General features: G+C 64.5%; 25 protein-coding genes and 1 pseudogene. 18 read left to right on the plus strand and 8 right to left on the minus strand.

Annotated features, from left to right (window positions below):
- Window positions 1-359: 359 nt before the first annotated feature.
- Complete coding sequence (locus tag OHB12_RS33105) at window positions 360-1,301, plus strand: aminoglycoside phosphotransferase family protein (protein WP_327114001.1); 942 nt, start codon at window positions 360-362, stop codon at window positions 1,299-1,301.
- A 309-nt stretch (window positions 1,302-1,610) separates the two neighbouring features.
- On the opposite strand, the gene OHB12_RS33110 is transcribed toward OHB12_RS33105, so the two are convergent.
- Window positions 1,611-2,825, minus strand: a complete 1,215-nt coding sequence (locus OHB12_RS33110; protein WP_327114003.1) for a lipase family protein — start codon at window positions 2,823-2,825, stop codon at window positions 1,611-1,613.
- A gap of 555 nt (window positions 2,826-3,380) precedes the next feature.
- Between OHB12_RS33110 and OHB12_RS33115 the strand changes: the two genes are divergently transcribed.
- Window positions 3,381-4,904: an alpha/beta hydrolase gene (locus OHB12_RS33115; protein ID WP_327114005.1), complete on the plus strand. Its 1,524-nt coding sequence runs from the start codon at window positions 3,381-3,383 to the stop codon at window positions 4,902-4,904.
- 95 nt (window positions 4,905-4,999) lie between these two features.
- Here the strand turns inward: OHB12_RS33115 and OHB12_RS33120 are convergent, their stop codons facing one another.
- Window positions 5,000-5,302, minus strand: a complete 303-nt coding sequence (locus tag OHB12_RS33120; RefSeq protein WP_327114007.1) for a hypothetical protein — start codon at window positions 5,300-5,302, stop codon at window positions 5,000-5,002.
- Between the two features lie 38 nt (window positions 5,303-5,340).
- Here OHB12_RS33120 and OHB12_RS33125 point away from each other — a divergent pair, with 38 nt between their 5' ends.
- From OHB12_RS33125 to OHB12_RS33140, 4 genes are all read left to right on the plus strand, one after another.
- Window positions 5,341-5,508, plus strand: a complete 168-nt coding sequence (locus OHB12_RS33125) for a hypothetical protein (protein WP_327114009.1) — start codon at window positions 5,341-5,343, stop codon at window positions 5,506-5,508.
- A gap of 86 nt (window positions 5,509-5,594) precedes the next feature.
- On the plus strand, window positions 5,595-5,930 hold the full coding sequence (locus OHB12_RS33130) for an SDR family NAD(P)-dependent oxidoreductase (RefSeq protein WP_327114011.1): 336 nt from the start codon (window positions 5,595-5,597) through the stop codon (window positions 5,928-5,930).
- Window positions 5,931-6,087: 157 nt separating this feature from the next.
- On the plus strand, window positions 6,088-6,477 hold the full coding sequence (locus tag OHB12_RS33135; protein ID WP_327114013.1) for a hypothetical protein: 390 nt from the start codon (window positions 6,088-6,090) through the stop codon (window positions 6,475-6,477).
- 2 nt (window positions 6,478-6,479) lie between these two features.
- A complete protein-coding gene (locus tag OHB12_RS33140) occupies window positions 6,480-7,091 on the plus strand; it encodes a hypothetical protein (protein WP_327114015.1) in 612 nt (203 codons plus the stop codon).
- Window positions 7,092-7,273: 182 nt separating this feature from the next.
- Here the strand turns inward: OHB12_RS33140 and OHB12_RS33145 are convergent.
- A pseudogene (locus OHB12_RS33145) lies at window positions 7,274-7,669 on the minus strand (IS1634 family transposase); the annotation flags it as partial.
- 39 nt (window positions 7,670-7,708) lie between these two features.
- Here OHB12_RS33145 and OHB12_RS33150 point away from each other — a divergent pair.
- From OHB12_RS33150 to OHB12_RS33170, 5 genes are all read left to right on the plus strand, one after another.
- Window positions 7,709-8,653: a putative T7SS-secreted protein gene (locus OHB12_RS33150; RefSeq protein ID WP_327114019.1), complete on the plus strand. Its 945-nt coding sequence runs from the start codon at window positions 7,709-7,711 to the stop codon at window positions 8,651-8,653.
- A gap of 202 nt (window positions 8,654-8,855) precedes the next feature.
- Window positions 8,856-11,885 carry a DUF6531 domain-containing protein gene (locus OHB12_RS33155; RefSeq protein ID WP_327114020.1) on the plus strand — a complete coding sequence of 1,010 codons (3,030 nt, stop codon included), beginning with the start codon at window positions 8,856-8,858 and terminating at the stop codon, window positions 11,883-11,885.
- A gap of 60 nt (window positions 11,886-11,945) precedes the next feature.
- A protein-coding gene (locus tag OHB12_RS33160; protein WP_327109662.1) for an IS3 family transposase occupies window positions 11,946-13,090 on the plus strand; the annotation gives its coding sequence in 2 pieces (ribosomal slippage) (window positions 11,946-12,222 and window positions 12,222-13,090; 1,146 coding nt in all).
- A gap of 33 nt (window positions 13,091-13,123) precedes the next feature.
- Window positions 13,124-13,777: an RHS repeat-associated core domain-containing protein gene (locus OHB12_RS33165; RefSeq protein ID WP_327114021.1), complete on the plus strand. Its 654-nt coding sequence runs from the start codon at window positions 13,124-13,126 to the stop codon at window positions 13,775-13,777.
- A complete protein-coding gene (locus tag OHB12_RS33170; RefSeq protein ID WP_327114022.1) occupies window positions 13,778-14,308 on the plus strand; it encodes a HEAT repeat domain-containing protein in 531 nt (176 codons plus the stop codon).
- 103 nt (window positions 14,309-14,411) lie between these two features.
- On the opposite strand, the gene OHB12_RS33175 is transcribed toward OHB12_RS33170, so the two are convergent.
- The 3 genes from OHB12_RS33175 to OHB12_RS36545 form a co-directional block, all read right to left on the minus strand.
- The gene (locus tag OHB12_RS33175) at window positions 14,412-14,882 is read right to left on the minus strand and encodes a DUF4291 domain-containing protein (RefSeq protein WP_327114024.1); all 471 of its coding nucleotides are present in this window, start codon (window positions 14,880-14,882) and stop codon (window positions 14,412-14,414) included.
- Window positions 14,883-14,927: 45 nt separating this feature from the next.
- Window positions 14,928-16,099 (minus strand): IS3 family transposase gene (locus OHB12_RS33180; RefSeq protein WP_327114026.1). Its coding sequence is split into 2 segments (ribosomal slippage): window positions 14,928-15,844 and window positions 15,844-16,099, totalling 1,173 coding nucleotides; the frame shifts between segments, so codons are not numbered across the junction.
- 88 nt (window positions 16,100-16,187) lie between these two features.
- On the minus strand, window positions 16,188-16,361 hold the full coding sequence (locus OHB12_RS36545; RefSeq protein WP_442799905.1) for a DUF4291 family protein: 174 nt from the start codon (window positions 16,359-16,361) through the stop codon (window positions 16,188-16,190).
- 255 nt (window positions 16,362-16,616) lie between these two features.
- Here OHB12_RS36545 and OHB12_RS33185 point away from each other — a divergent pair, with 255 nt between their 5' ends.
- From OHB12_RS33185 to OHB12_RS33195, 3 genes are all read left to right on the plus strand, one after another.
- Entirely contained in the window at window positions 16,617-16,847 is a 231-nt protein-coding gene (locus OHB12_RS33185) for a hypothetical protein (RefSeq protein ID WP_327114027.1), read from the plus strand.
- A gap of 51 nt (window positions 16,848-16,898) precedes the next feature.
- Entirely contained in the window at window positions 16,899-17,252 is a 354-nt protein-coding gene (locus tag OHB12_RS33190) for a winged helix-turn-helix transcriptional regulator (RefSeq protein ID WP_327114028.1), read from the plus strand.
- Between the two features lie 237 nt (window positions 17,253-17,489).
- Entirely contained in the window at window positions 17,490-18,428 is a 939-nt protein-coding gene (locus OHB12_RS33195) for an NAD(P)-dependent oxidoreductase (RefSeq protein ID WP_327114030.1), read from the plus strand.
- 203 nt (window positions 18,429-18,631) lie between these two features.
- Here the strand turns inward: OHB12_RS33195 and OHB12_RS33200 are convergent, their stop codons facing one another.
- Complete coding sequence (locus tag OHB12_RS33200) at window positions 18,632-19,165, minus strand: hypothetical protein (RefSeq protein ID WP_327114032.1); 534 nt, start codon at window positions 19,163-19,165, stop codon at window positions 18,632-18,634.
- Window positions 19,166-20,299: 1,134 nt separating this feature from the next.
- Between OHB12_RS33200 and OHB12_RS33205 the strand changes: the two genes are divergently transcribed.
- A complete protein-coding gene (locus OHB12_RS33205) occupies window positions 20,300-21,763 on the plus strand; it encodes an MDR family MFS transporter (RefSeq protein ID WP_327114034.1) in 1,464 nt (487 codons plus the stop codon).
- 305 nt (window positions 21,764-22,068) lie between these two features.
- On the opposite strand, the gene OHB12_RS33210 is transcribed toward OHB12_RS33205, so the two are convergent.
- On the minus strand, window positions 22,069-23,007 hold the full coding sequence (locus OHB12_RS33210) for a MerR family transcriptional regulator (protein ID WP_327114036.1): 939 nt from the start codon (window positions 23,005-23,007) through the stop codon (window positions 22,069-22,071).
- A 71-nt stretch (window positions 23,008-23,078) separates the two neighbouring features.
- Here OHB12_RS33210 and OHB12_RS33215 point away from each other — a divergent pair, with 71 nt between their 5' ends.
- The 3 genes from OHB12_RS33215 to OHB12_RS33225 all read left to right on the plus strand — a co-directional run bounded on the left by OHB12_RS33215 (window position 23,079) and on the right by OHB12_RS33225 (window position 26,367).
- Window positions 23,079-23,738 (plus strand): maleylpyruvate isomerase family mycothiol-dependent enzyme, encoded by a 660-nt coding sequence (locus tag OHB12_RS33215; protein ID WP_327114038.1) that lies wholly within the window; start codon window positions 23,079-23,081, stop codon window positions 23,736-23,738.
- 69 nt (window positions 23,739-23,807) lie between these two features.
- Window positions 23,808-23,987 (plus strand): hypothetical protein, encoded by a 180-nt coding sequence (locus OHB12_RS33220; protein ID WP_327114040.1) that lies wholly within the window; start codon window positions 23,808-23,810, stop codon window positions 23,985-23,987.
- A 748-nt stretch (window positions 23,988-24,735) separates the two neighbouring features.
- The gene (locus OHB12_RS33225) at window positions 24,736-26,367 is read left to right on the plus strand and encodes a hypothetical protein (protein WP_327114042.1); all 1,632 of its coding nucleotides are present in this window, start codon (window positions 24,736-24,738) and stop codon (window positions 26,365-26,367) included.
- The last annotated feature ends 14 nt before the right edge of the window (window positions 26,368-26,381 follow it).

The raw sequence follows: 26,381 nt of genomic DNA on the forward strand, positions 1-26,381 counted from the left end.
TGCGGCCAGCTTCCAGACCGAGCGCAGGAGCGGTGAGATGGCCGGCGTCTGAGGTCTCGTGGGCCGATGCGCCTATCGAGTTCTTCGTCGGTCAGCAGCATCAACGTATTGATCTCAGACTCCACGGTGGGTGCGGATGACAGAGGATCCGCGGCGTCATTGTCGGGTAGCACGCGCTATCGGGGATGCGGGTTCCGAGGCAGCACGTCGCCGACAGCGCGACCGTGTGAGGTGATGGGCCTTTGTGGAGCAGTTCGCGGGTCTGGTGTGCCATGATCGGCGGCTGCCCATCCTTCCCGGGGTGACGGAACTCGCGGGGCGGTTTGTCTGCCCGGCCTGTCGCCGGGCAGGCTGGGCAGGTGCCGATCTCACCGCCACAGGACGTCGCCGACAATATCGGGCAGGTTTTCCGGGAACGCGGGAATCGATGGCTCGCCGAGTTGCCCGGCGTCGTGGAGGCACGCTGCGCGGCGTGGGGATTGGACGTGATCGGGGACGGATTCACAGGTGGCACGCATTCGTACGTGGCTCCGGTCAGACGGAGCGACGGGTCGGTGGCGGTGCTGAAGGTTCCGGTCGTCGATGCGGAGAACGTGGGGGAGCCGACCGGGCTGTTCTGCTATCAGGGCCAGGGGGCCGTACGGCTGTACGAATTCGATTCCGGGTCCGGGGCGATGCTGCTGGAATGGGCGCGGCCGGGGACCGAACTGGTGTACCAGCCCGGTTTCCCGAGTCTCGAGGGCCGGCCGGAGAACGTCGAGAAAGTCGAGCTCGCCTGCCGGTTGTACCGGCGGCTGCGGCGCGAACCCGTCAGCGTTCCGGAGAACTATCCCGCGCTGCCCGCGGTCGTCGACGTGGTGGCGGTGTGGACCCGGTGCTTTGTCGATCCGGAACTCACTGTGGTGCAGGCGATTCCGGCTCCGCTCCTGGAGCGGGCGGCAGAATGGTGCGAAAAGCTTGCGGTGCCCGACGGGCCTCTGCTGATCGTCAACCGGGACACCCACCTCGGCAATATCGTCGCGGCTGAACGGGAGCCGTGGCTGCTCATCGATCCGAAGGCGTATCTGGGTGAGGCAGCCTTCGACGCGGGCTTCCTGGTGATGATTCAGGTGCAGAGTGCACCCGAGCCGGACCATGCCGGGAGGGTCGTCGAGCGCACCGCGGCCGCGCTGGACATCGACACCGATCGCGCCCGAGGCTGGGCGTTCATGCGTGCGATGGAGGAAATCGTCTGGGCCGTCGAAGACGAGGAACCGGACGATCTGCGGCTGCACCTGGCCGTCGCGACCGCACTGGCTTGATCCTCAGCGGCGGTACTGGACCTCGACGTACTCGGTACCGAATCCGGGGTCACCGGGTGAGCGTCACTCTCGGCGTCAAACGCGATGACGCCGCCAACCCGGTCGGGATCAGCATGCGGCGGGGCGACTGGCTGTCTCGCGTCGAACTGACAAAGCTGCGGCATGGTTCGGTCATGCGACGGGTGCAGCCTGTAGCGTCAGCCCGGTGCGAGCCTTCTGACCACCTCGAGGTGGGCCGGTGTCTGTGGCCTGGTCCGATGCCCGCCGCCGATGGCGGCGGGCATTGCATTCGGTCCGGTGGGTCGGCGCTTACTGCACCACACACCCCGGGGCCGGTGGCGTGCCGGCGAAGCGGTCGGCGAGGAATTTCATGCCGCCGAATGCTTCGCCCGCGGCGGCTCCGATATGCGTCGGGAACGGCGAGTGGATCGCGGTGAGGGTGGCGCCCTGAGCGCAGTAGGTATCCACGAGGGCGGTGTAGCCGGCGACGGGGATCTTCTCGTCGGACACGCTGTGGTACAGATACAGCGGGGTGTCGGGGGCGGTGCCGCCGAGTTCGTTGGGCGTGGCTGCGTTGCGGAAAGCGGGCTGCGCTAGCAAGTCCGGGACCGCGGCGAAGTCTTCGATGTGAATGTCGGGGTATTTCTGAGCCAGATCCGCACTGCAGGCGGACGTGTCTGTGGCGAGCAGCGCGCGGCGGCCCTGGTCGTTCAGCAAGTCGGCCAGCTGGGAGTCGGGTTCGTTGCGGGCCAGCCCGAGCAGGATCAGTAATCCCCCAACGGCGCCGTCGGCGCGTTGTGCCATGGTCGGGATATCGGTGGGGACTCCGCCGGCGCTGGTGCCGACGATCCGCACGTCTGGTGCGTACTCCCGGCGCAACTGCGTGGCCCACAGCGTGGCGAAGGCTCCGCTCGAGTATCCCCATGTGCCGATCGGGCTCGAGGCATCGATGCCGACCGGCGGGAAGGACCGTGCGGCCCGGATTCCGTCCAGGACTCCACGCCCGGATGTCACGCCGTCGAAGAGTCGGGACTGCGGCCCTTCGTAGTCGCTGACCACGACGGCCCATCCGCGCCGCAGTGCGTCCGCGATGAACGGCGCATCCTGCATGGTGCTCGCCATGTCGGTGGCGCTTCCGCCGCGCAGCGTGGAGGACGGCGCGCACCGGCTGTCGAGACTGTTCTCGGGTATCTGGTAGGACAACACCGGCCGCGGCCCGGTCCATGGCACCGGTGGCACCAGGACCGTCGTCACGTTCAGCTGCGGATGCTCTTCGGAATCGGTTGTGCGATAACGTAATTGCCACGCCGCCACCGGTATCGGCAGGCCGAGCAGTGTGATCGTCCGCGACCCGAGCACCGCTCCGTTCGGATGCGATGCGAGATCGGCGGGTGCGGCATAGAAGGGATCGTCACGAGGGGGCGGCACTGCGGCTCGCGCGACCGGCATCGACAATGCTGCCGGCAGCGTGATCAACGCGAGCGCGAGGATCGCAAGCCATTGCCGACCGATCCGCCACCACATCACTGGTTGCCAGGGCGCGCCGTCGACCGGCAGGCCAGGCGCATCGGTAGCTGTGCAGCACGCATTTTTCCGATATGTCGATAACGTATTCCCGGATTCCATCGCGCCTCCCGCGTCCGACTATCCGACGCGCAGGCACTGCGGGCCCGCACCGACCCGTTACACCGTTTTGGGTCCAGATCACGATAGCATAACGACTCCATGTTCACAGCTGAAAAGTTTCGACAACTGTTATCGCCGCCCAGCAAGGATGAGAAGGCCCGCTTGACCGAGCCGATACCAGCGCGGGTGCTGGCATAGACATGGCAGGCAATTGCTTGGCATACGCTGCTATCGCGCCAACCTGTGATCCGTGCGCGTCGGCGCGCCCCACAAAATATGATGTAGAAGGCTCAACCCCGATGTGACCGGGGAAAGTATGGGTGATGCACCTGGGAAACTCTGCTCAGCCTGGCCAGTTTCAGCAAACGGCAGTATGGTCGCGGTTCGAGACCCCGAAAATGGCTGTGCGGCAGAAACAGGATGCGTACACGGAGGTCACGGGCAGGAGATACGATGCCGATACTGTGGATTCGAGGGCTCGTACTGGGGGTCATATCGGCAGCCACATTCGCCACATTGCCTATGGGGCTGGCAAGCGCCGATCCGGTCGATGACATACCGGGTGGGCTGGAGTCGTCCTATCACCAGCAGCTGGACTGGAAGCCGTGTAACGACGCGGCTCTCGATGGGGCGGGGGCTCAGTGCGCGGGCGTTGTCGTACCGCTCGACTACAACCGACCGGACTCACGCACGCTGACCGTAGCGATCTCGCGCATCCCGGCCACCGACCCGGCCCGCAGGCGCGGGATCATGCTGTCCAACCCCGGCGGTCCCGGCGGTCCGGGCCTGAGCATGATGGTCGACCTCCAAAATCGGCTCACGCCGGATGTCCGTGCCCAGTACGACCTGATCGGCATGGACCCGCGTGGTATCGGCAGATCGGACCCGATGAAATGTGTGCTGCCGCTGCCCACCATGTTGTTCTCGGCCGGCTTCGACGCCTTCGGTTACGCGCGCGACGCCACCCTGGCCGCCGCGTTCGCGGCTTCCTGCGTAGCACCCGATCGTGAGAAGGCCCGGTCCATCACCACCCGCAATACCGCCAGGGACATGGATGTCATCCGCAGCGCATTCGGTGAACGCGAGCTCAACTATTACGGCGGCTCCTACGGCACCTACCTGGGCGCGGTGTACGCGCAGATGTTCCCTCAGCGCACTGACCGGATCGTGCTGGACAGCGCCATCGACCCGGACCGCTACTGGATCGGCACGTACCAGGACATGGGTGCCGTCAACGAGGCCGGGCTCGACGACTGGGCGACCTGGGCGGCCCGCCACGACGCCGACTACCACTTCGGTAGCAGCGGACCGCAGGTCCGAGCCTTTGTCGAGGACATGATCCGACGTGCCGCCACGCATCCGGTGATCGGCAACGGCTATCTCATCGATGAACACACCGTACCGATGATGCTGCTGGCGCTGTTGTCGAATCCGCAGAAGAACGCCAACCTCGCCGAGGTCGTGCGGCTGGTAGCCGACGCAGTGTCCGGGCTGCCCATCGACATGGGGCAGCTGAAAGCGAAGATCAGCGGCCCCGTTCAGATGGACGCCTCGGGCATGGCCGCAGTCCTGTGCGGCGACAAGGGCGCGCCCCGAGATCCGGCCTGGTATCGCCGCAACATCGAAAGCGTCCGGGCGAGCCAACCGGTGTTCGGCGCGTTCGCCAACAACATCACCGCCTGCGCGTTCTGGCCGGACCCGATCGAGCCACCCACCACGGTGCACAACTCGACGCCGGCCCTGATCTTGCAGGCGACCCGCGATACCCGCACCCCCTACCAGCAAGGCGTTGCACTGCACCAGGACCTGACAGCGTCACGAATGGTCACATTGGCGGACACCCGCGTTCACGGCATCCTCCGCGCCGATCTGAGCCAGTGCGTGAACGACATCGTCAACACCTACTTCGGTGACGGCACCCTCCCCGGTGCCGACCTCACCTGCCAACCCGACCCCAACTCTCTCCCCGACAACTAGCCCGCAGTGTCCGCTTCCTCGGCTGTGCCGGTGGTATGGCTTCTCGAACTGCGGACTCGCCTGTGCAGGAGGGGTTTCGCCGGATCGAGGTCGGCCTAGCGGTCGGTCCTGGTGTCGACGGTGCCCACGATCAGGTCGGTCGGCGCGGTGATCGCGTCGGCGGCGGTTGCCGCCCTCGGTTCAACTCGGCGGCAATCGCCTCGGCCGCACCCAGTACGCCGACGCAGCGCAGCCGAAGCGCTTCGGTCGTGAGGCTGGAGTGTGGCGGCCATCAACTCTGTGTAGCTGTCGAACATCTCATACCGGATCGCCTCCATTTCCGGATTTCCCTTCAGCGCAGCGGAAATGGCGTCGAATTCCGGCATTTCGGTGGCGCAGGCGAAGTATGCGGTGCTCATGACGCGGGCGATCTCATCGGCGGGCGGGGCAGCGCCCCTTGACCGCACTCGGCGTCGCCCTCGGCGTCGAACGATTGCTCGGTCTGCGCGGCGAAGCCGTGGCGCCGGGCACCCACACCCCGGAGGCATTACTCGACCCGGCCTACGCGGTCGAGCGGATGGTAGAGATCGGCACTACGTTCGTCGGCGCACGAGGCGACAGCTGAACGCCCGGATGGGTCTCTAGCGATCTTCTGGGCGTGGTGGCCGTATTCGGTTGCGGCCCTGCTGCTCTTGGGTATGGACTGATCTCATGACCTCCTCCCGTGATCTGTCCGGACGCGTCGCGGTCGTCACTGGTGTCAGTCGCCGTCAGGGGATCGGTTTCGCTGTCGCGTGGCGACTGGCAGCGATGGGCGCACAGTTGTACGTCACCCATTGGGTGCCCCATGACGAGGCTCAGCCGTGGGGCGCCGACGATATCGGAATGGTGCGGCGAGAGCTCTCGGCGGTATCCCGGGTGTTCGACCGCAGCGTCGATTTCGCTGATCCTGCCGCACCGCAACAGGTCATCGACGAGGCAGTCGCGGAGTTCGGGCACGTGGATATCCTGGTGGCCAACCACGCCCGCAGCGTGTTCGGCGTGTGAACGATGCATGGTTGCCGGGGGGTGTCGGCGGCCGGTTCGGTATCCCGGCAGGATGGCAAGCATTCCTGGAGCGGGCGGCGGCCGGTGAGCGATAGGTATGCTGCGAAGGCTTGGTTTGGTGGGTGGCCGATAGATCGTGAGCGGGGTGGCTAGGCGATTGGCTGATTTCGACAGCGGTGGCGCGTTGCGGGCGGAGATCGCGGCCTTCTATGCCGGTTTCGGGCAGCCGGAGGTGCTGCAGGCAGCGTTCCGGGGGGCTGTTTTGTTGGTGCCGTTGGTTGATGATGATCGCCTGTGCACATCCCGGCTCGGGGGTGTCGATTGGATCTGCGCGTTCACCAGCGTCGAGGAGTACGCCCGGTACATGGCTGCGCGAGGTGTCGCTGGTGATCAGGAGTATCGGTATCAGTCGCTGTTGGGGTGGCGGCTGGCCGAGTACGCGGCTGGGCGATCGGCCTCGACGGGGGTGGCTGTCGATATCACCGGTTCGGCGCCGATGGCGTTTCCGCCGCAGGTGCCGGAGGATTCCGCTGGCGAGGGGAGGTAGCGGTGGGGGATCAGCTGGATGTTGACCCTGCGGTGCTGCAGCAGGCTGCGGAGGGGATCACCGGGGTCATCGGTGAGTTGTCGGATCTGGGTGTGGGGGAGACCGGGGCGATGGGGCGTGGGTTCTCGTTGTTGGCTCTGTCGCCGATGGAGGCGGGTAAGGCGTCGGTGCAGAACGCGTTCGAGACCTTCACCGAGCGCTGGTCGTGGGGTGTGCGGACGCTGGTGCAGGCGGGCAATGAGATCGCGAAGACGTTGGGGTTGGCGGCGGGGCGTTATCACATCATTGATGAGAAGTTCTCGAACACGTTCAAGGAGATGTTCACGCAGCTGACGGGGAACCCGCATCTGTCGAAGGAAGAGATTGATGCGCGGTCGTGGGGAGACACGTTGGCCGACAACCAGTTCAACCAGGTCCGCCACACCGACTACAGCGCCGAATCGTTCCAGAATGCCTTCACCCATAACGGCAGGAACATCGAGGTGATCGAGGCGGTGGGCCCGGCAGCGTTGGGCAACAACGGTCCGATACCGGGGATCCCGCGGCAGTGGAACACCGGCGCTGCCGAGCGGGCGGCGGAGATCATGAATGGTCGAGGTGGGGGCGATAAGTGAGTGGTCTCGGTGATTTCGTCGACAAAGTCGGCGACGCGGTCGAGCACGGCGTCGAATCGGTCACGCAGACCCGCATTCCGCGTAATTCTGGTCGCCTGGAGCCGCGATTTGGGTCCTGAACTGCGTGGACATGGGTGAGTGCGCCGGGAGACCGTGTCTCTAGGCGTGGGTGTCGGTGCTGGTCAGGGGGTTGGGGTGAGTTCGATGATCTGCTTGGGTGCAGGGATGTCGAGCTTGGCGAGTAGGTCGCGTTGGGGCTTGGTGGGTTCGGTGGTTCGGCGGAAGGTGCCGGTGGGGCCGGTGAAGGTGCCGACGTGGAGGCGGTCGAGTTCGCGGCGGGCATTGAACCAGGTTGTGCCGGTGGTGGTTTCGGTGATGCGGATGAGCAGCAGCGCGAGCCAGCAGAGGATGACGTGGGCGCGGATGCGTTCCTCGAGGCGGTGGTAGACCGGTCGCAGGTCGAGGACCTGTTTCATGTCGCGCCAGCCGCGTTCGACTTCGAGGAGCTGCTTGTATCCCAGGGCGATGTCTTCGGCAGACAGTTTCGGGTCGCTGCAGCGCAGCAGGTACTTGCCGTCGCGAAACAGCGCAAGCTGTGGTGGGAGGGCGCCGACGCGATGCACAAAGCATCGGGTGTGCTCGACAGCTGGTACCACGAGGTCACCGCGGCACAGACGAAAGCAGCCGATGCGATCGCGAGATGGGAAGCGGCCGATACCGAGGAAACCACGAGGAAGAACCAGTGGAACACCCTGTCCGATGAGCAGAAACGCAAGACACCCCTGACCGACACGTGGACCTCGATCCGCAACGAGGCCCGCGAGATCCTGCGCGGCGCACGCTCACAGCGCGACAACGCGGCGAACTCGGCCGCGGCGGCGTTGGCGGCGGCGACCGAGGCCGCCCCGACCGAGCCGCCGTTCACCGAACGCTGGTCGGACAATCTCTCGGACCTGTCCGGGGCGGTCGATCAGGCGAAGCTGAACTTCACCTCCGGACTGCTGACCAGTTTTACCGGGATCGTGCAGTTCGTACGCCAGGTCAGCCCGATGGACCCCTACAACCTCACCCATCCGGCCGAATACCTGTCGGGGATGTCGGATCTGGGCACCGGGCTGGTGGTCGCGGCTGCTGATCCCGGGGCGACGGTGTCTTCGATCCTGTCCGGTGCGCGCAAGAACCCGTCGGAATTCCTGGGCTCGCTGACCGGTGACCTGATCACCACCGTCGGCACCGGAGGGGCCGGTGCGGCCAAACCCGCGCTGTCGGCGCTGGACAAGATCGGTGACGTCTCGAAGGTCGGCAAAACTACCCACGCCGTGACCAGCGCAGCCGAACACGCCCCGCACACCACGCCACATACCCCGAGCAGCACCCCCCGCGACCCACACTCCCTCGTCGGCCGCCCACGAACCGGGCACACCAGCGAGCGCACACCCGACAACGGAAGCGCCGTCACCAACCTCGACCGGGAGCCACCCGAGCACCACCGAACCGGGCACACAACCACACGCGACAACCGAGTCGCCGACGCAACCGGGACCGACCAACCCGCAACCTGAAACTCCAACGCACACATCAGATTCCGGCACGCCAGGGCCTGACGACACCACACCGGGACACACTCAGCCGGACACGCCACAGCATGTGTACCCCGAACAGGCGGCGCCCGACTCGCACCCCAGCGGTGAACATCCCGGCGACACGCCCCAAACACCGCACCAGCAGCCCTCCGACACACCTGCGGTTCGACCGGATTCCGAGGTGTCCTCGGGACCGAACCCGAGCGACACACCCGGCCAGCACCCTGACCCCGACTCCCGCCCGCCCGCTCGCACCGATTCACCTGACACCCCAACAGATCATGGTGACGGCAGTTCGCATCAAACCCACGACGGGACAGAACCCACACACCCGGATGGGGACGGCCCGAATCCCAATGGACACGACAATCACGACCCGGAAACCCGACCGACCCATCATGATTCGCTGCAGGAGCACCCGACTCCGGAGGAGCGTGCCAGCGCAGACCAAGGCGCCGGTGACACCGCCCGTGAGAACGGTGCGGACAACGACCGCACCGGGGGTGAGAAAACCTGCTCCGAAGACCCCGTCGATATCGCGACCGGCGAATTCCTGCTCCCCGAAACCGATGTCAACCTCCCCGGTGTCCTCGCACTGACCCTGCGGCGCACACATCGCTCGAACTACCGGTACGGCCGCTGGTTCGGCCCCTCGTGGGCGACCACCCTGGACATGCGTCTGGTCGTCGAGCACGAAGGAGTCACCTTCCTCGGAGAGGACGGCATCATGCTGGCCTACCCGCACACCGAGGTCGGTGCCGCCACCGAACCGGTGACCGGTGGACAAGCGTGGACGCTGACCCGAACCGAGGTCGGCGGTTACCGCATCTGGGATCAACAGCGGGAAATACTCTGGCATTTCGCGCCTGAACCAACCCTCGATGGCATCGATTCGCGCCTGGGCAACTACGCCATCTCCGCGATCACCGACCGCCACCGCAACCGGATCCGCTTCCACTACGACACCGACGGCGCACCGGTCGAGGTGTCACACTCCGTTGGATACCGAGTACGTATCGACACCGCCGCAGGGCGCGTCACCGGGTTGTCCGTACTCGACAAAGATTACGACGGCGCCGAAAAACGAATCCGAATAAGGGAATTCGGATACGAGGCAGGCCAGCTGTCAACTGTTGCGAACGCTGTCGGCGCTACTACCGGCTACACCTACGATGACGAACATCGGCTGAGGTCCTGGACCGATTCCAACGGCAACCAGATGGTCAACACCTACGACGAATCCGGCCGTGTCATCTTCCAGCGCGGAACCGCCGGCATCCTGGACACCGACTTCGACTACCTCGAATTCCCCGACGGCACCGGCCGTCTCACCACGGTCACCAACTCCCTCGGCGCCACCACATCCCACGGCTTCGATCGAGACTTCCGTCTTCGCGACCTCGTCGACCCCGTCGGTGGCCGCACGCATATCGACTACAACGCCGACCGCAAACCACTGAAGGTCATCGCACCCGATGGCGCGGTGACCTGCTACCGCTACACCGGCGAGGGCGACATCGCCGAAATCGTCCGCCCCGACGGCCACACCGTGCAGATCGACTACATGTGGCGTAACCGGCCCACCCGAGTCGCTGACGCCGACGGCACTGTACGAGAACAGGAATGGAACAAGAACGGGAACCTTGCCGCCTCTGTTGACTCGGCGGGAGCCCGAACCGAATACGCCTACCACTCCAACGGTGCCATCGCTGAGCTCATCGATGCGGACAACACCTCGACACGTATCGAAGTCGATGCAGCCGGATTGCCTGTCCAGGTTGTCGCCCAGACTGGCGCAACCACGCGCATCGAGCGCGACTCCTGTGGCCGTCCCGTCCGAGTTACAGATCCTATGGACGCCCGAACCGGCTATGAGTGGGCGCCGGACGGAAAACTGCTGCGCCGCGTCGACCCGGACGGGTATGCCGAGTCGTGGACCTACGACGGCGAAGGCAACCCGCTGACGCATACTGACCGCGCAGGCAATCTCACCCGCTTCGTCTATGGCGCTTTTGATCTGCTGCGTTCACGTACTGACCCGGATGGCTCGACCACCCACTACACCTGGGACAGCCAACGTCGTCTCACCAGGGTCACCAACCCTCTTGGTCAAACCTGGGCCTACGGCTACGACCCAGCCGGGCGACTGATCACCCAAACTGACTACACCGGTGCCACCACCCGATACACCCACGACGCCGCCGGACGAGCAACCACGATCACACCGGCCACCGGCATCACCCGCCACCACACCCGCGACCTCCTCGGCCGCCTCACCGCGGTCACCACCGACACTGGCGAGTGGATCAGATACACCCACGACGTAGCTGGACGAGTCCTGACCGCGATCGCGGGAACAAACGAAGACCTCACCCACACTCTCGAATTCACCTATACCGCCACCGGCAAACTCGCCTCACAACAACTCGACGACCAGCCGACGATGCGGCACGAACACGACCAATACAGTCGCCGAATCCGACGCACGACCCCCACCGGCGCAACTACCGGCTGGGACTACGACGGCACCGGTAGAGTCCGCGGCCTTACCGCCGACGGACACAAACTCGCCTTCCGCTACGACTCGATCGGGCGTCTCGAGAGTTGGCGTGTCGGCGAAATCGCTATCGACCGAACGCTTTCCGAAATCAGCCGTGTCACAGGCCAGCACGTGATCGCCCACCCTGCCACATCACTGAGCCTCGACACCGGGCCACGGTCCAGCCCGCGGACACTCCGTCACGACGAATATACCTACCGACCCGACGGCTACCTCATAAACCACACCCTCACCCGCCCCGACACCAATTCTGTGGGGAGCGATTACATCCTCGACCCCGTCGGGCGCGTCACATCGATCACCCGCAACAGCACGATCGCCGAGCAGTACACCTACGACTCACTCAGTAACATCACCAGTGCGCTGCAATCAGGACTGCCTGACAACACCAGCACGACGGCTACGGTTGCCGACCCGCACGATTCCTATACGCCTCAGCCCGAATCCGAGGCCGACAGCCGCCGTGAATACCGCAACAACTTACTCATCCGCGACGGCCGCACCCGATACCACTACGACGGGGCCGGCCGTCTCATCCGCAAGACCATCGCCCGGTTGTCGCGTAAAGCCGACATATGGCACTACCGGTACAACTCTTTCGACCAACTCACCGATGTCTGGACCCCAGACTGGCCCGTTCCCAATGAATGAGACCACTCGGTATTAGAGTCCCGTTGGCCCTGGTGAGGGCTGGAAGGGACACTGAGGGACATGGCAGGACGTAAGCGGCATTCCGCGGAGGACATCGTGCGGAAGCTGCGCCGTGCCGACGAGCTCGCTGCCGCTGGGCAGACGGGTGAGCAGATCGCTGCTGATCTGGGAGTGTCGGCGGCGACGTTGTATAACTGGCGCCGCCAGTACGGCGGGGTGGACACCGATGCCGCGAAGGAGCTCAAGGAACTGCGTGAGCAGAACGCGAGGTTGAAGCGGCTGCTGGCGGACGCGGAGCTGGAGAAGGACGCGCTGCGGGAGATCGCGAGGGGAAAATTTTAGGCCCGGCCAGCAAGCGGCGGGCTGTTGACATGCTCAAACAGGTGATGGGCATGTCGGAACGGTTCGCGTGCAAGGTGGTTGGGCTGCATCGGTCCACGTATCGGCAGCTGCCAGCTGCGCAGACCCCCGCCGATCCGGATGTCGGGTTGCGGGTCTGGCTGCGTTCCTATGCCACGAAACATCAAGGGCACGGGTTCCGGCGTGCGTGGGCGGCGCTGCGGTTCGATGAGGGCTCGCAGGTGAACAAGAAGAGGGTGCACCGGCTCTGGCGGGAGGAAGGCTTGCAGGTGCGGGCGCACTCGCCACGCAAGCGGGCGGGGTGCTCGACTACGCCGCTGGTTGATGCGGATGCACCGAAGGTGGTGTGGGCGTTGGACTTTCAGTTCGACTCCACCACGGATGGGCGCGCGGTGAAGATCGCTTCGATGATCGACGAGCACACCCGTGAATCGCTGCTTCACCTGGTGGAGCGCTCGATCACCGCCGAGCGGCTGGTGGCCGAGTTGCAGGAGGTGTTCACCGCGCGCGCTGGGCCACCGAAGGTGCTGCGTATGGACAACGGTCCTGAAATGATTTCCCATGCGCTGCAACAGTTCTGCGCCGACCGGGTAGGGATCGTCTATATCCCGCCCGGCACGCCGTGGAACAACGGCCATATCGAATCGTTCAACCGGCGGTTACGCAGCGAGTGCCTCAACCGCAACCACTGGACGAGCCTGCTCGAGGCCCGCGTCGTGATCGGCGACTTCAAGGACGAACACAACCGACGGCATCGGCATTCGGCGCTGGGCTATCTGACCCCTGCCGAGTACGCTGCCCGCTGCAGCCACACCCACCACCCCGTGGCCTGCAGCATCAACTGAATCCGGACGAAACAACCCGGACTCCAATGCCGGGTGGTCGCCTTATCGGGGACTGGTCAAGACCACCAATGGTGGCACTACACCTACGACGCACTCGGTCGCCGAACCACCAAACAACACCTCACCAACGACGGGACCGTCCTCGAACGCACCGACTACACCTGGGACGGTACGCATCTCATCGAACAGCGCGCCGACGGGGTCTCGACCCGATGGCAATACCAACCGAATTCCCATACACTCGTCACCCAAGCCACTGACCACGACGCCTTCGAACGCGAGTTCTACGCGATCGTCACCGACCTTGTCGGTACGCCCACAGAAATCATCGATCCCGATAGCGCCGCAACGGCGAGCACCACGACTGTCGATCTGTGGGGCCGCATGGTGTGGCGCGGCCAGGTAGCCACGCCACTAAGGTTTCCCGGCCAGATACACGATCCCGAAACTGGCCTCCACTATAATCTTTGCCGCATATATGACCCTGCTACGGGCAGGTTCCTTACCGAAGACCCGCTCGGTCTATCGCCGGCGCCGAATCCCAGTACCTATCCCCACAACCCGACAGTATGGGCGGACCCTCTCGGCCTGCTGCCCGACGGCTGCAATCATAAATATCGGGTTGGGTCGAGGTCCTGCATTGGAAATATTCAACAACGCGATAGCCAAGTGGAGGGAGATAGTTAGATGACTCCAGAGGATGAGAAGGTTATACTCGGGCTGGTTTACAATCCGTCCAGTCAGACGCGGGTTGGTTCGGCTGACGAAGTACTCCGCCACTTCGGAACAAGCGATGGTTGCGAACTCGGATTGACGCTGCTGAAAGAAGCGGCCGAAGATCGCGACGCCGACGGTGTCGAACTCGCCCTGATTGTGAGCTCGGAGTTCGGGATCACAACGGACTATCTCGATATCTTGGTGCGATTGAGTTCAGCAGAATGGCATTACATGCATGAGGCCGTGGTGTCGAGACTGGGGCAGCTTCGGACGTCGGCTGCGGTCGACGCACTGTATCGAGCTACAACGTGGATCCCGGATTATCTCGACTACGACGAGAACAGGGCCCTCGCAACAAAAGCGATCTGGGCGCTTGGCGACACACCTGGGCCGGAAGCTGAAGCCGCTTTAGTTCGGCTGCGCGATTCGGATAGTCAGATCGTGCGGCAGGGAGCCGAAGCGCAGATCGAGCGCAGGCAGGAATCGCATAATGCAACGTAGGGAACGGCCCGCATACCGGCTGTTCAATCATAGGTGAACCGCGCGTCGCGAATGGCCACAAATCCCGGCATCGCCGAAGGGCGACAGGAACCTCGGCCACTGGCTATTGTGTGAATACTCCGGTATTCATTCCTAGTAGCTCGCGCAGATCAGGTGGGGTTGGGTACGGCTTTTCCGCGGGCAGGCGATCGGGAACGAGTCTCCCGGCGGCTGCCTCACGTCCGATCTCATGAGCGAGTCCGGTTACGTCTTCGATCCCGACGATCCACTCGTCGCAATAGCGATGCACCGCTTCACCGGAAAGCCCCACCTGCAGCGATCGGAAAGGTAAGGGTCGAAATGTGGTGTCACGCTCGGGATCCCATTGAATCCGAACTGGCGCAGCCAAGCTGGTCTTCCACTGAGCATGGTCTTGATGTACAGCGCTGTCGAAGTGCGCGAACGCCGAATGGCGAAGTGCCCATTCGAAGCCCGGGCTAGAGATTCGGACGGCCAGTACATGTTCCTGCCCGGGCTTACTGGCCCAGCCGGATCGGTACATCATCCACAGAAATGATGGCTTGACCCAGGTCATGCTGAGGGGCCCGGCGGATTCCGGACAGTACCCTGAAGGGCTATTTCATGCTGCTGCCTGCCGATTCAGATAATCGGCATGAACCTGTATCGGGGTCTTGTAGTTGATCCCCGAGTGGATTCGTTTCCGATTGTAGAATGTCTCGATGTATTCTACAACTGCGCGCCGTGCCTGGCCGCGGGTGAGGAACGTCACGCGGTGTAGCCACTCATTCTTCAGGGCACCGAAGAACGATTCGGCCATGCAGTTATCCCAGCACACGCCAGTGCGGCCGACGGATTGACGCATGTCCATGCTCCTCAGCTTCTTGCCGAAATCGTAGCTGGTGTAGTTCGAACCACGGTCGCTGTGGAATATCGCACTCGGTGCGATATCGATTCGGGTGGCTGCCATGTCGAGCGCGTCCTCGATCAGCGAGGTTCGGTAATGGTCGGCCATGGACCAGCCTGCCACCATTTTCGTGTAACAATCGATCACGGTCGCCAAATAGATCCAGCCTTCCTGTGTTCGAATATAGGTGACATCGGAGACGAATTTCTCGCCCGGCGCTTCGGCGGTGAAGTCGCGGCGTACGAGGTCGGGGATTCGGTGGTTGATGTCGGCCTCGGTGGTCGCCGGCCGCCACGGTTTCGGCTGGCAGGGCACCAGATCAAGCTCACGCATCAGCCGGCGGACGGTATCGTCGTCCACGGCGTAGCCCGAGGCCACCAGCACCGCATGGATGCGCCGATACCCGTAGGTGCCGTGACTGTCGTCGAAGATTGCCCGGATCATCAGTTTCAGATCTTCACGCCATTTCTCGGTCTCCGACACCGGACGGGAACACCATTCGTAGTACCCCGATCTCGACACATTCAGATTCGTGCACATGAAGGCAACCGGATACGCCTTCTCCGCGTCCATCTCTGCGATGAATGTATATCTCACTGCTGGCGGCTCGCGAAGAAGGCGGCCGCTTTTTCCAAAAACTCAGCCTTCATGCGCAGCTCGCGATTCTCCCGCTCCAACTCCCGCAACCGAGCCCGCTCCGAAACCGTCAACGGTTCCTCCGCGCCCGGATTCCTTTCCCGATACCGAGACACCCAATTGCCCAACGTCGCCTCATGAATTCCGAGATCCCGCGCGATCGACGCGATCGGACGTCCCGGATTCTCCAGCACCATCTTCACTGCCTCGTCCTTATATTCGGGCGAGTACTTTCTCCTCTGATGACCCACGACCCGTTTCCCTCTCACTTCGAGTAACCAACCCTACGAGGGGTCACTGTCCGGAGGGAACCGGGCACCTCACCAACCCTACGAGGGGTCACTGTCCGGAGGGAACCGGGCACCTCATGCGCTCTCGCTTGAAGGCGCTCGGGAACCGTCCAGAAGCCGCAGCGGGAACGGCAATCTGCGGGCCGTATGCCTGGTACACCGTAATCGTATCGGCATCGTATACGCCACGGATCTCACGAAAGGGCCTGTCCACGGAAGCCATGGTTGCATGTCAATCGGCTTTGGGATGGGGTTCTGCACTGACCGCTCTGCAGGATCTGCTCGAAGTTATCCACCCACCCGGGTCCTCAACGACGAACGTGAGTCGCTGACGGTTTTCATCATTGCCTCTGTTCAGTCAGTCGGTCGCTGTCCGCAACGTTCGCGCAGAACGGACAGAAGTTGTCCTGTTCGGGTATAGGTTTTGGTGTTCGGGGCTGGTTGCGGAGTTCGGGCATGGTTCCCGGGTTCTGGGGTCGTGGGAGGGGTTCTGGCGGGCAGACTGCGTGGCCGTGTCGAGCCTGTGCGTGGTGCCCGGCGGCGGGTCGCACCGCCCGGCGAGTTCGAGCTCGCCGATGCCGATGCCGATGCCGCGTCCGGTGAGCGTCGGCTGGTGTTGACCGAGTGGTGCTGTTGGAGGACTGCCTGCCGGTGCGGGATTCCCGTCGGTGTGGCGGTGTCGACCGCCACCGGTGGCGGGCAGCGTTGACGCCTTCCTGCACGGCGATACCCGCGATGGCGAGGGCAGCGGTCAGATCGTGTGGATCATCGTTGCTGCCCTGGATCGGTCACCGGCCGCTACCCGAAGGCAACACCAGCCGCGCCACGGTCGGGCTGCGCGAGCCGATGCCGACATCGCCCGACATCGCGCCGTCCCGCTGCACTCAGAGGCGCTCTAACCAAACGACTGCCACGTCAGGAAGCCGGTGCGCTCGTGCGGGATGGGCTCATCGCGCGTGCTGTGGAGCCCACCACGCCGCCGCGGGTCAGCTATGAACTCACCGCACTCGGCCAGGGCCTCACCGAGTCGTTGCAGCAGTTCCTGGACTGGATCCGTCGACACACGGTCGAGGTCGTGGCCGCGCAGCGCCGCCACGACCGGCAACGCCGATGACCGCACAGCTCGAGCTTGCGTGCACGCTGACCCGCCTGGTTGCCGATGCCCATCCAATACCGGTGTGACTCCGGCAATATCGCCTACGGTGCGGTTCGCCGTGTACTGGTCGCTTACCTGAACGTGTGCAACTGCCCTCGAAAGTGCGTACTTGTCGCTGATCGCTGAGGGCGTCAACACTGGGCCTCGTGAACGAGGCATTGAGCCTCATCGGCATAGCCCGCGAAGGGGAGTCGCATGATCGATCAGAAAACCGCAGTGACCGTGCTCGGGACGGGTTCGATGGGCTACGCATTCGCAGAAGCCTTCCTTGCGGCGGGACATCCGACCACCGTGTGGAACCGCAGCGCGCAGCGGGCAGCCCCGCTCGTGGCCGCAGGCGCGAACCAGCAGCTGGCCGTCGCCGATGCCATCGTCGCCAGCCCGCTGATCATCACATGCTTGACCACATTCCAAGCCACCCGCGACAGTCTGACAGCTGCTGAGACCGAGCTGGAAGGGCGAACCCTCGTCACTCTCAACAGCGGAACACCTGCCGACGCGCGGGAATTCGCGCGCTGGGCGACCGGCCGTGGTGCACGTTTCCTCGGCGGCGCGATCAAGAATGTGCCTTCGGCCGTCGGAGAGCCGGACACATTGCTGTACTTCGGTGGCGAGCAAGCGGTCTTCGACGAGCACGCGGAAACACTGCGGGTACTTGGCGGTGAGCTCGTCCATCTAGGCACCGAACCGGACCTGGCGGCGCTCTACGAATCCGCCGTCGGCGCCACTCTTCTCCCCGCTCTGCTCGGGTTCTTCGAAGGCGCGGCCGTACTGGCCGACCGCGGTGTCGCGGCGCGCTCGATGGTGCCGTACTCGATCAAATGGCTTCAAATGATCGAGTCACTTCTACCAGTCATTGCCGACGAGATCGACAACCGGGACTACACCCGACTCGGCTCGTCGATCGCACTGTTCCATGCTGCGATCGGCTACGACGAGCAGCTCGGCAGAGAGTCCGGTGTCGATATGTCCTGGCATGCTCCGATACATGACCTGTTGCGCCGGGCGGTAGCCGAGGGCCGGGGTGAGCAGAGCATTACAGCACTGATCCAACTACTGGCGCCCGACCGCCCAGCGCTGGACCCCGAAGCCGGCGACTCTCGATCCCGATCACTCGAACATAGGCACGCATGACTGTTCTTCTGGGACACGCGCGGCCGCTGGGACTTGCCAGAGCCGCGACGTCAGTAGCTCTCGACCCCGCCGGCCGGCGCGGCAATCACCGATGAACGACGTCGGAGTTCACCGGCACAACCAATGACCGCCACCGCGGCGGACAGGCCCTGCGGATCTTGCAGGTCGGTCGCGTTCGCTGGTGATGTAGGAAGCCGCGCTGATCAGGTGGGGCTCTGCGAACGATCGTTGGACTGGGTTGATCCCGGACCGGCCAGGAACTCATGCGCAGCTCGGACGATGTCGCTCTTGATCTGTTCCAGCGAGACGGTCCAGTTCTCGTCCCAGTCGGCGCCGGCTATCGCGCCCTCAACGATCGCTCGAAGCTGTTCGGGGTAGCCCAACTCGCTGGCCACACGCCACCAGATCAGGTCGGCTCCGTCTAAAGGGTCGAGATTCCCGCCGACAATCAGGTCGGCCCACCACCGGGCCATCACCCACAGTGCTTGATGATGATCGGCAGGTAAGTCGGGAACATCGAGTCCGAGTTCGTCAAGCACCTGCATGAAGAGGTCCGGCGCCTCCGGCTCCTCCCGCCGCCCCAACCCTGCCAGCAACCGAAGGGACGGAGAGTCCACGCCGGTCAGGAGAGCACGGAGACCGGCATCGATCAACTGGTCCGATCCGACCTGGTCACCACAGATGCGTTTGATGGCGAGGCAGCGCAATTCGGCCAGGGCTTCGTCTGACTCGGGCATTCGCACTCACCTTCCTGGCATATGCAGGATGCCCGATCGGACGTGGTGACGCCACAGGGTTTCAGGTGCTGGCCCGCCGGAGAGGTTTCAACCGCTGTCATTGCGATTTCTGGGCGCGGCGTCGAGTTGGCCGGGGCTTCGATCTTGTGCTCTGTCAGCCGTAGGTGGACTTGGGTACCAAGGCGGTCAGCCGCGCCTACGCAGCAGGCCGGTCGGCTGGCACAAATCCTGGGCAGTACGCGCGCCATACCCAGCACAGTCAGCGTGTGATCGGTGATCACATCGGAGTTGGGGTACAGAAGTGCGTCACCGCCAGGCGAACACTCGCGGTAAACGGCCGTGGTGCTGCTCGATCTGGCACCTCGATCGGGCCGCCGGAGTGGGGTCTGGTGAACACGGCGATCAAGTGGGGATCGTTCGGGTGGATCACCGCGGAGCAGCACCGCGAATTCCGCGCGGATTGCAGGCATGACGCAACGGCCTGGGAGGGATTCGAACTGCTCCGCGATATCCGAGAGTTCTGTATGACCACGATGACGGTGCAGGCAGCATCGAACAAGTCGGCGGTGGAGAAGCAGGCGCAAGCACCGGGCGGCCCGCATCCGAGATGGGCGGGGGAGCGCGGCCGTGGCCGGGACGGAAGGCCCTCGATTGAGCGTGAATTCGGCTGTCGACCACGACCTCCGACCGGATCTTGACGGCGAAGTTCCTCTCGTCCTCCGCGCCGAGCTGGTCCGGCGGAGGTCCGCCTACGTGTTGCTCCCAGACTGCAACAGCATCCCACTCGTCCGTTGTGCCGGCTCGTCGGGTCGAGTCGGTATGCCCCGGCGCGGGTTGCCGGCGTAAAGCTGATGTCGTGTGCGGTGGCAACGCCGTTCGGAGGTAGGTGACCAGGCTCACGATCTGATATCGACAGCTCGTGGGAAAGGCTGTTGACCAGCCGTTTCCGGGTATGGTGCTGGGTGGATCGCCGTAAAATCGAGTGATTTGTGTCGGTGCCGACCGGAATACTGACCCGCGTCCGATGAGTTCGAGCAGCCGATTCCGTCTCAACCAGCGTGGCGCCGGGACACGATCCGGTGACTCGGCAACGGGCCACATTCCTGCCAACGACCCATGCTCCGGAGGTATTCGATGTCCGCCGAACCATCCGCTCCCGCCTCGGGAGGACGGACACCAACTGTCATCCGGGTGCTGGTGCTCGCGACTTTCGTGGTGATCCTGAACGAGACCATCATGATCAACGCGATCCCGCGGCTGATGGCAGACCTCGCGGTCACCGAGCGGGCGGCGCAATGGGTGTCCACCGCGTTCATGCTGACGATGGCGGCGATCATCCCGACTACCGGCTGGTTCCTGCAGCGCGTGTCGACCAGGCAGGCTTACGCCGTGGCGATGGGGGTCTTCCTGGCCGGTACCGCGCTGTCTTCGTTCGCGCCGTCGTTCGCGGTGCTGCTTCTCGGACGGATCATCCAGGCCGGTGGTACCGCGGTGATGATGCCGCTGCTGATGACCACGCTGATGACGGTGGTGCCCGAGCATGACCGCGGCAGGGTGATGGGCAATGTCACGCTGGCCATTTCGGTGGCACCCGCGATGGGTCCGGTGATCTCCGGAGCAGTGCTGCAGATCGGTTCGTGGCGTTGGCTTTTCGTGCTGGTGCTGCCGATCGCGGGGGTGATCACCTGGCTGGGCCTGCGTCGGCTGGAGAACGTCGGTGAACCGCAAGCCGGGGGGATCGACGCAGCCAGCGTGGCACTGGCCGCCCTCGGGTTCGGTGGGCTGGTCTTCGGGCTCAGCCGGTTCGAGAGCGGCAACCTCACCAGCCCGGCGCTGATCGTCGCCGCGGGCTCGGCGCTGATCATCGCGTTCGTATTACGTCAGTTGCGGCTGCAGCGCACCGGCATTCCGCTGCTGGATCTGCGGGTCCTGCTGTCCGGTACCTACACCAAGGCGCTGGTTCTGATGTCGGTCGCGTTCATGGCGATGCTCGGGTCGATGATCCTGCTGCCGTTGTACCTGCAGAACCTGCGTGGCCTGAGCCCATTGGAGACCGGCTTGCTGGTGATGCCGGGTGGGTTGGCGATGGGTCTGCTCGGGCCGACCATTGGGCGCTTGTTCGACCGGTTCGGCGGACGCTTGCTGGTGATTCCGGGGTCGATCGGGATCGCCGCGTCGCTGGCCGGGTTCACCCAGATCTCGGCGACCATGCCGTACTGGCAGCTGCTGGCCCTGCATATTCTGCTGATGGTGTCGCTGGCCGCGACCTTCACCCCGGTCTTCACTCTCGGCCTCGGCGCGCTTCCGCGGCATCTGTATTCGCACGGCAGCTCCATGCTCGGCACCCTGCAGCAGGTCGCCGCGGCTTTCGGTACCGCCCTGGTGGTGACGGTGATGTCGGCCCGCAGCACCACGCTCGTCGCCGATGGCACCGACCCCCTCAACGCCCACCTCGATGGCATGCGCGTGGCCTTCTTCGTCTCCGCGGCCTTGGCGCTGATCGTGATCGTCATGGCAGTGCTGTTGCCGAGCCGGGCCGCCATCCCGGAAGAAGCCGAGGAGCCCGAGACCACGACTCCCGAACTGGTCAAGGGCTGAACGGATTCGGCACGACGAAGCCCCCTGGCTGCATCGGGCATCGCCAGGGGCTTCGTCGCATTCATCGGCCTGCGCCAGGGCGGTTGCGGCCGTGATGAGATGGGCCGAACCGCTGGTGGTGCGGATCGCGGCCGATCATCTGACACGCGAGCCGGTCGGCTACCTCACCGCCGCCGGGTTCGCCATCGAGTGTTCGACGGCGCCAGCCGCGGCGGCGTGGTGTTTCGAGTGTGGGCACGTAAACGTGTCACATGACCAGCCAGGTACAACGCGACGGTGTGGGATGGAGCAGGGCGGTGCGGTAGTCATGACGTGAGCGCGGATGCCGGGGTGGCGGATCGTTTGAGCGCCTCGTACAGCCAGTCGGCGGCAGCGCCGACCGTGGGGGTGCCGGTGAACTCGCCGGTGAGGCTCCAGTACCGGCGGATGCGGTAGTCGGTGTCGGCGGCGCCGACCAGGAGTTGCCTTCGGAACTGTGGCGTGTCGCGTTCGCCTCGGGCAGCTGCGTGGGCGTCGACGAATTGGTCGAGCTCGGGGCCGGGCCGAGGCCGCTCATGGGCGAGGAGGAGGTGGCTTGCGGACTCATATGCTCGAGCGACTCCGGTGAGGAGTGCCTGCCTGTGGCGGATCCGGGCCTGGTCGGATCGCCAGAGCTGGCGTGAGATCACGGCGCGAAGCGCGGGATCGGTAATGAGTGTGGCGAGTTCGGCGTAGGCCACTACCTGGTGGGGTGCCGGATCGTCCGGCAGGTCCGGCACGTTCATCGCGATGAACCCGTCGAACATTTCCAGTGGTATGGGGGTGAGCATGTGTCGCCAGAACCGCACGAGCGAGTCGTGGGCGCTGTGTCGGTCCTGGACTGCGGCAAGCAATTCCAAGCGGGCGGCCCGCTCGGCGGGCGACGCGTCTTCGACTGCGAGCAGCGAGGCCCGCCGCCACGTCAACGCGGCCAGTTCGGTGTCGAGCGTCCTACGTTCTGCCGCGACCGCCTCGGCAAGTGACATCGTGCCGGCGAGTACGTCCATGATCGGGGCCAGACTCAGACCGAGCGCACGAAGTCGGCGCACCAGTAGGAGCTGATCGACGGCGGTGGCCGGGTCGAACATCCGGTGCCCGCCCGAGGTGCGTCGAGACTCCAGAATCATTTCGTCGCAATAGAAGCGGATGGTGCGGACCGGAACACCGGTCAGTCGCGACAGTTCGCCGATGCTGACCAAGCTGCCGTCTTGTGTGATGTCCGTCACGATTGCTGGAACCTCCACCCTGGTGGAGTTCCTACCGTAGTGGAACACCCACGGGAGATGGAGCGACGCGAATGGCGAACGACGCAACGATGACCAACGAAGAGATTTGGCGGGCTGTTGCCGCCGAGCGGGCAAGCCTGGTCGAATTACTGGAGACGTTGTCCGAGGACAGCTGGAACCATGGCTCCCTCTGCGAGGGCTGGCGAGTTCGTGATGTCGTTGCGCATATCGTTTTGTCCGCACGCCCCAGCGTCGGCTGGATTCTGGTCAACCTGATTCGCGCCCGCGGCAACCTGGACCGAGCGATCCGAGACACCGCCATCCACCACGCCGAGAACACGACGACCGCGCAGCTGCTCACGGAGCTGAGCGACAGTATCGGACTTCGCTCGACTGTGGTCGGCACCACCCCTGCCGATCGGCTGATGGACTTGCTCGTACACGGCCAAGACATCGCGGTTCCACTCGGCATCGCCCGCGAAATGCCCATCAACGCTGCACGATCGGCTCTCGAACGAGTCTGGACTATGAATATTCCGTTCGATGCACGCAAGAAGTTGACCGGGTATCGGCTCGTGGCAACTGATGTGGGATGGACTGCTGGCGACGGGCTCGCCATCGAAGGACCCGTCGCCGCGCTGTTGCTGCTCGCCACTGGCCGCCGCGCCGCGCGAGATCTCCTCGCTGGCGAGGGTGCTGCGCGACTGATCGCCGATGGAGATCCTCGGTAGTCGGCGAAGTTCGGACTTGGTTGGCGATTCCGACCACAGTGGCGGCTGGTTGCCGCAGAGTCGTCGGCCATGACGGTGCTGAGTTCGATCGAGGGTGGCTCGCTGGAGGTGGTCACCGGATTCGAGCTCGGCTATCCGGCTTCAGCCGGTGATCAGGTCGGAGTGCCGTTGCCTGAGGCGGGGGCGGTGCGGTTCGAATCAGCAGACTGCGCCGACACGGTCTCCGGACGCCTACGAGATCAGCTCTGACGGAAGCGCGTCATGACCACTGCGCGATCGAAAACCGTTACACCCAAAACAATCCCGAAACTGGCAGCCGCCCCCGACGCCCGCCGATCTGCGTGGCGTGGGTGTGGATGTCGAGTCGATCCAGAGCGGCACGGTGCTCCTCGGAACTCGCGCGCCACCCAGACGATATCGACCGCGTCCGTGCGCGCCGCGTAGGTCAGCAGCCGCCCGAGATATGAATGGTCGGTGGCCTCTCCTGGTTCTCGATGATGACACTGTCACCGGTGCCCAGGTCGGCCGACCGGATCGAGCGAGAAGGCCCCACCGGGTGCGCGCTGCCGACGATCTCCAAATCCATGCCGAGTGGCTCACCGAAGGCAGCGGGCAGTGATTCTGCCGAATGTATTGACGCAAAAGGTGCATTGACACACAAAGTCATTCCCTTCGACGGTGACGTCGGCCCGAGTGTCCGCTGTCCGACCAGTAGCGTGCTCGAACCGCGACGTCGCCTGAAGTAAATGGCGGGCGCAACAGGACGTCGCGCCAGGCGTGCCGCGTGGTCGACTGGCGCGGCACACCCACCTTCACTGTCGGTGCACGGTGCGGTGGGGTGGTCGGCCTTTGCGGCGATGTCGATCCTGCCGCACCGGGAGGCTTCCCGCTCGTGGGAGCCTGTGATTGGGGACGTGCGTTTCAGGCGGCATGCAAGAATGGGGGGATTGTAGGCAAGGCCATGGGGGCCGATGAGGATGACCGGCGGAAGCGAACAGTGAGCGATCAGGACAAGGACAACCCAGGCGGGGAAATCCCGGGCGACGCCAACGAGAACAACGAGGCGCCGGATGTCGGTTTCAGTTTGTCGCCGGATGCCCCGGATGCTGCGGATGCCCCGGATGCCCCGGATGCGCCGGATGCTGCGGATGCGCCGGATGCTGCGGATGCGCCGGATGTAGTTGAGGGTGTCGTGGTTTCTGAGGGGGGTGGTGAGGCGGCTGAGGGGGGTGGTGAGGCGGCTGAGGGCCGGGATCGGGTGTTGGCGCGGGAGATCGCGGATGCGTTGGCTGGGGCTGCTCCGGAGGGGTGGCGGCAGTTGGATGCGGTGTTCGCGTTGACCACGGTCAATGGGTATGCCGAGGTGGTTTATACCGATGGTGAGCGTTCGATGCGCGCGGAGCCGCCTGCGGTGGTGTTGGAGCGGGTGCGGGAGCATCGGGGGTTGGTCGCGGAGTTGGATGGGGAGCCGTGGTGGCGGTTGCTGGTCCGGTTGAGTGCGGTGGGGGAGTTCGAGGTCGATTACGACTTCGGTGATGAGCCGTTCCCGGATGGGCAGTTGTTCGAGCCCGAGTCTTATCGCGCGGATGTGGAAGTGTTCCCGCGTGAGACGTTGCCGGTGTGGCTGGCTGCGTATATCGGGCATGGTGGGCGGCAGGCGCGTACCCCGCAGGACGCGGCGGTAGGGGCTCGGGCCGACCGGGCGGGCAAGGTGTGGCCGTCGTTGGCGGAGAACGAGTTTCCTGATTTCCCGGAGATGTGGGCGCGGTGGGCGTGTATTTCGGCGGCTTTCGTCGCGGCGGGTTCGGATTGGGGTCCGCGGGTGTTGCCGTCGATGGGCTGGTTCGAAAGCTCGCGGCGTGGTGGGTGCACGTTGTATTCGCTGCCGGGTGGTCGTGCGGTGTTGTCGGGTGGGGTGTGGGAGTCGGCGAATCTGGATGCCACCTATAACGATGGTGCGCCGATGCCGAGGTTTTATGCGGGCGCACCGGAGTGGGTGGCTAATCCGGTGCTGAACCCGCGGGCAGCGACGGGGTTGATGTCGTTTGTTTATTGGTGGGAGGGTGGGCGTTGGTATCGGGGTGAGTCCCCGTCGGCGGAGCAGTGCGCTACGGCGGTGCCGGGGGTGTGGACGGCGAACACGGTGGTCGGGATCGTCGCGGGTTTGGCCGCGCAGCCACCGAGCGCGCAACACCGCAGCGCCGCGGCGGCTTTGGTGTCTGCCGCCGAGGTGGGTGTGGTGACCCGGGACACGGTGGTGAACCTGTTCGCCGAGGACGACCGGTTCGATATCGATGGCGCGATGTATCAGTTGACGCTGGCGGGGGTGGTGGCGTCGCTGCCACAGCAGATGCCGGAAGAGGAAGCGATCTTCCGGGTCCGTTCCTATGTCGAGGGTCGTGGTTTGGACACGACGGGTTACCCACTCGATCAGCTGGTCGGTGACCGGTTCAGTTGCGGCTGGATGGTGTATGTGCCGGTACCTCGGGGTGAGATCGCGATCGGCCGGGCCATCTTCTATATCGCTGATGACGGAGTGCTGGAGCACTCGTCGTCCTCGATCGCTCCGACCACGTTCGTGAAGGGTTTCGAGCAGCGTTTCCAGCAACGCCAAGGCGCGCAGGTATGACCAGGTCCAGCTCG

This window comes from Nocardia sp. NBC_01730 (assembly GCF_035920445.1).
In the GTDB taxonomy this organism is placed as follows: Bacteria; Actinomycetota; Actinomycetes; order Mycobacteriales; family Mycobacteriaceae; genus Nocardia.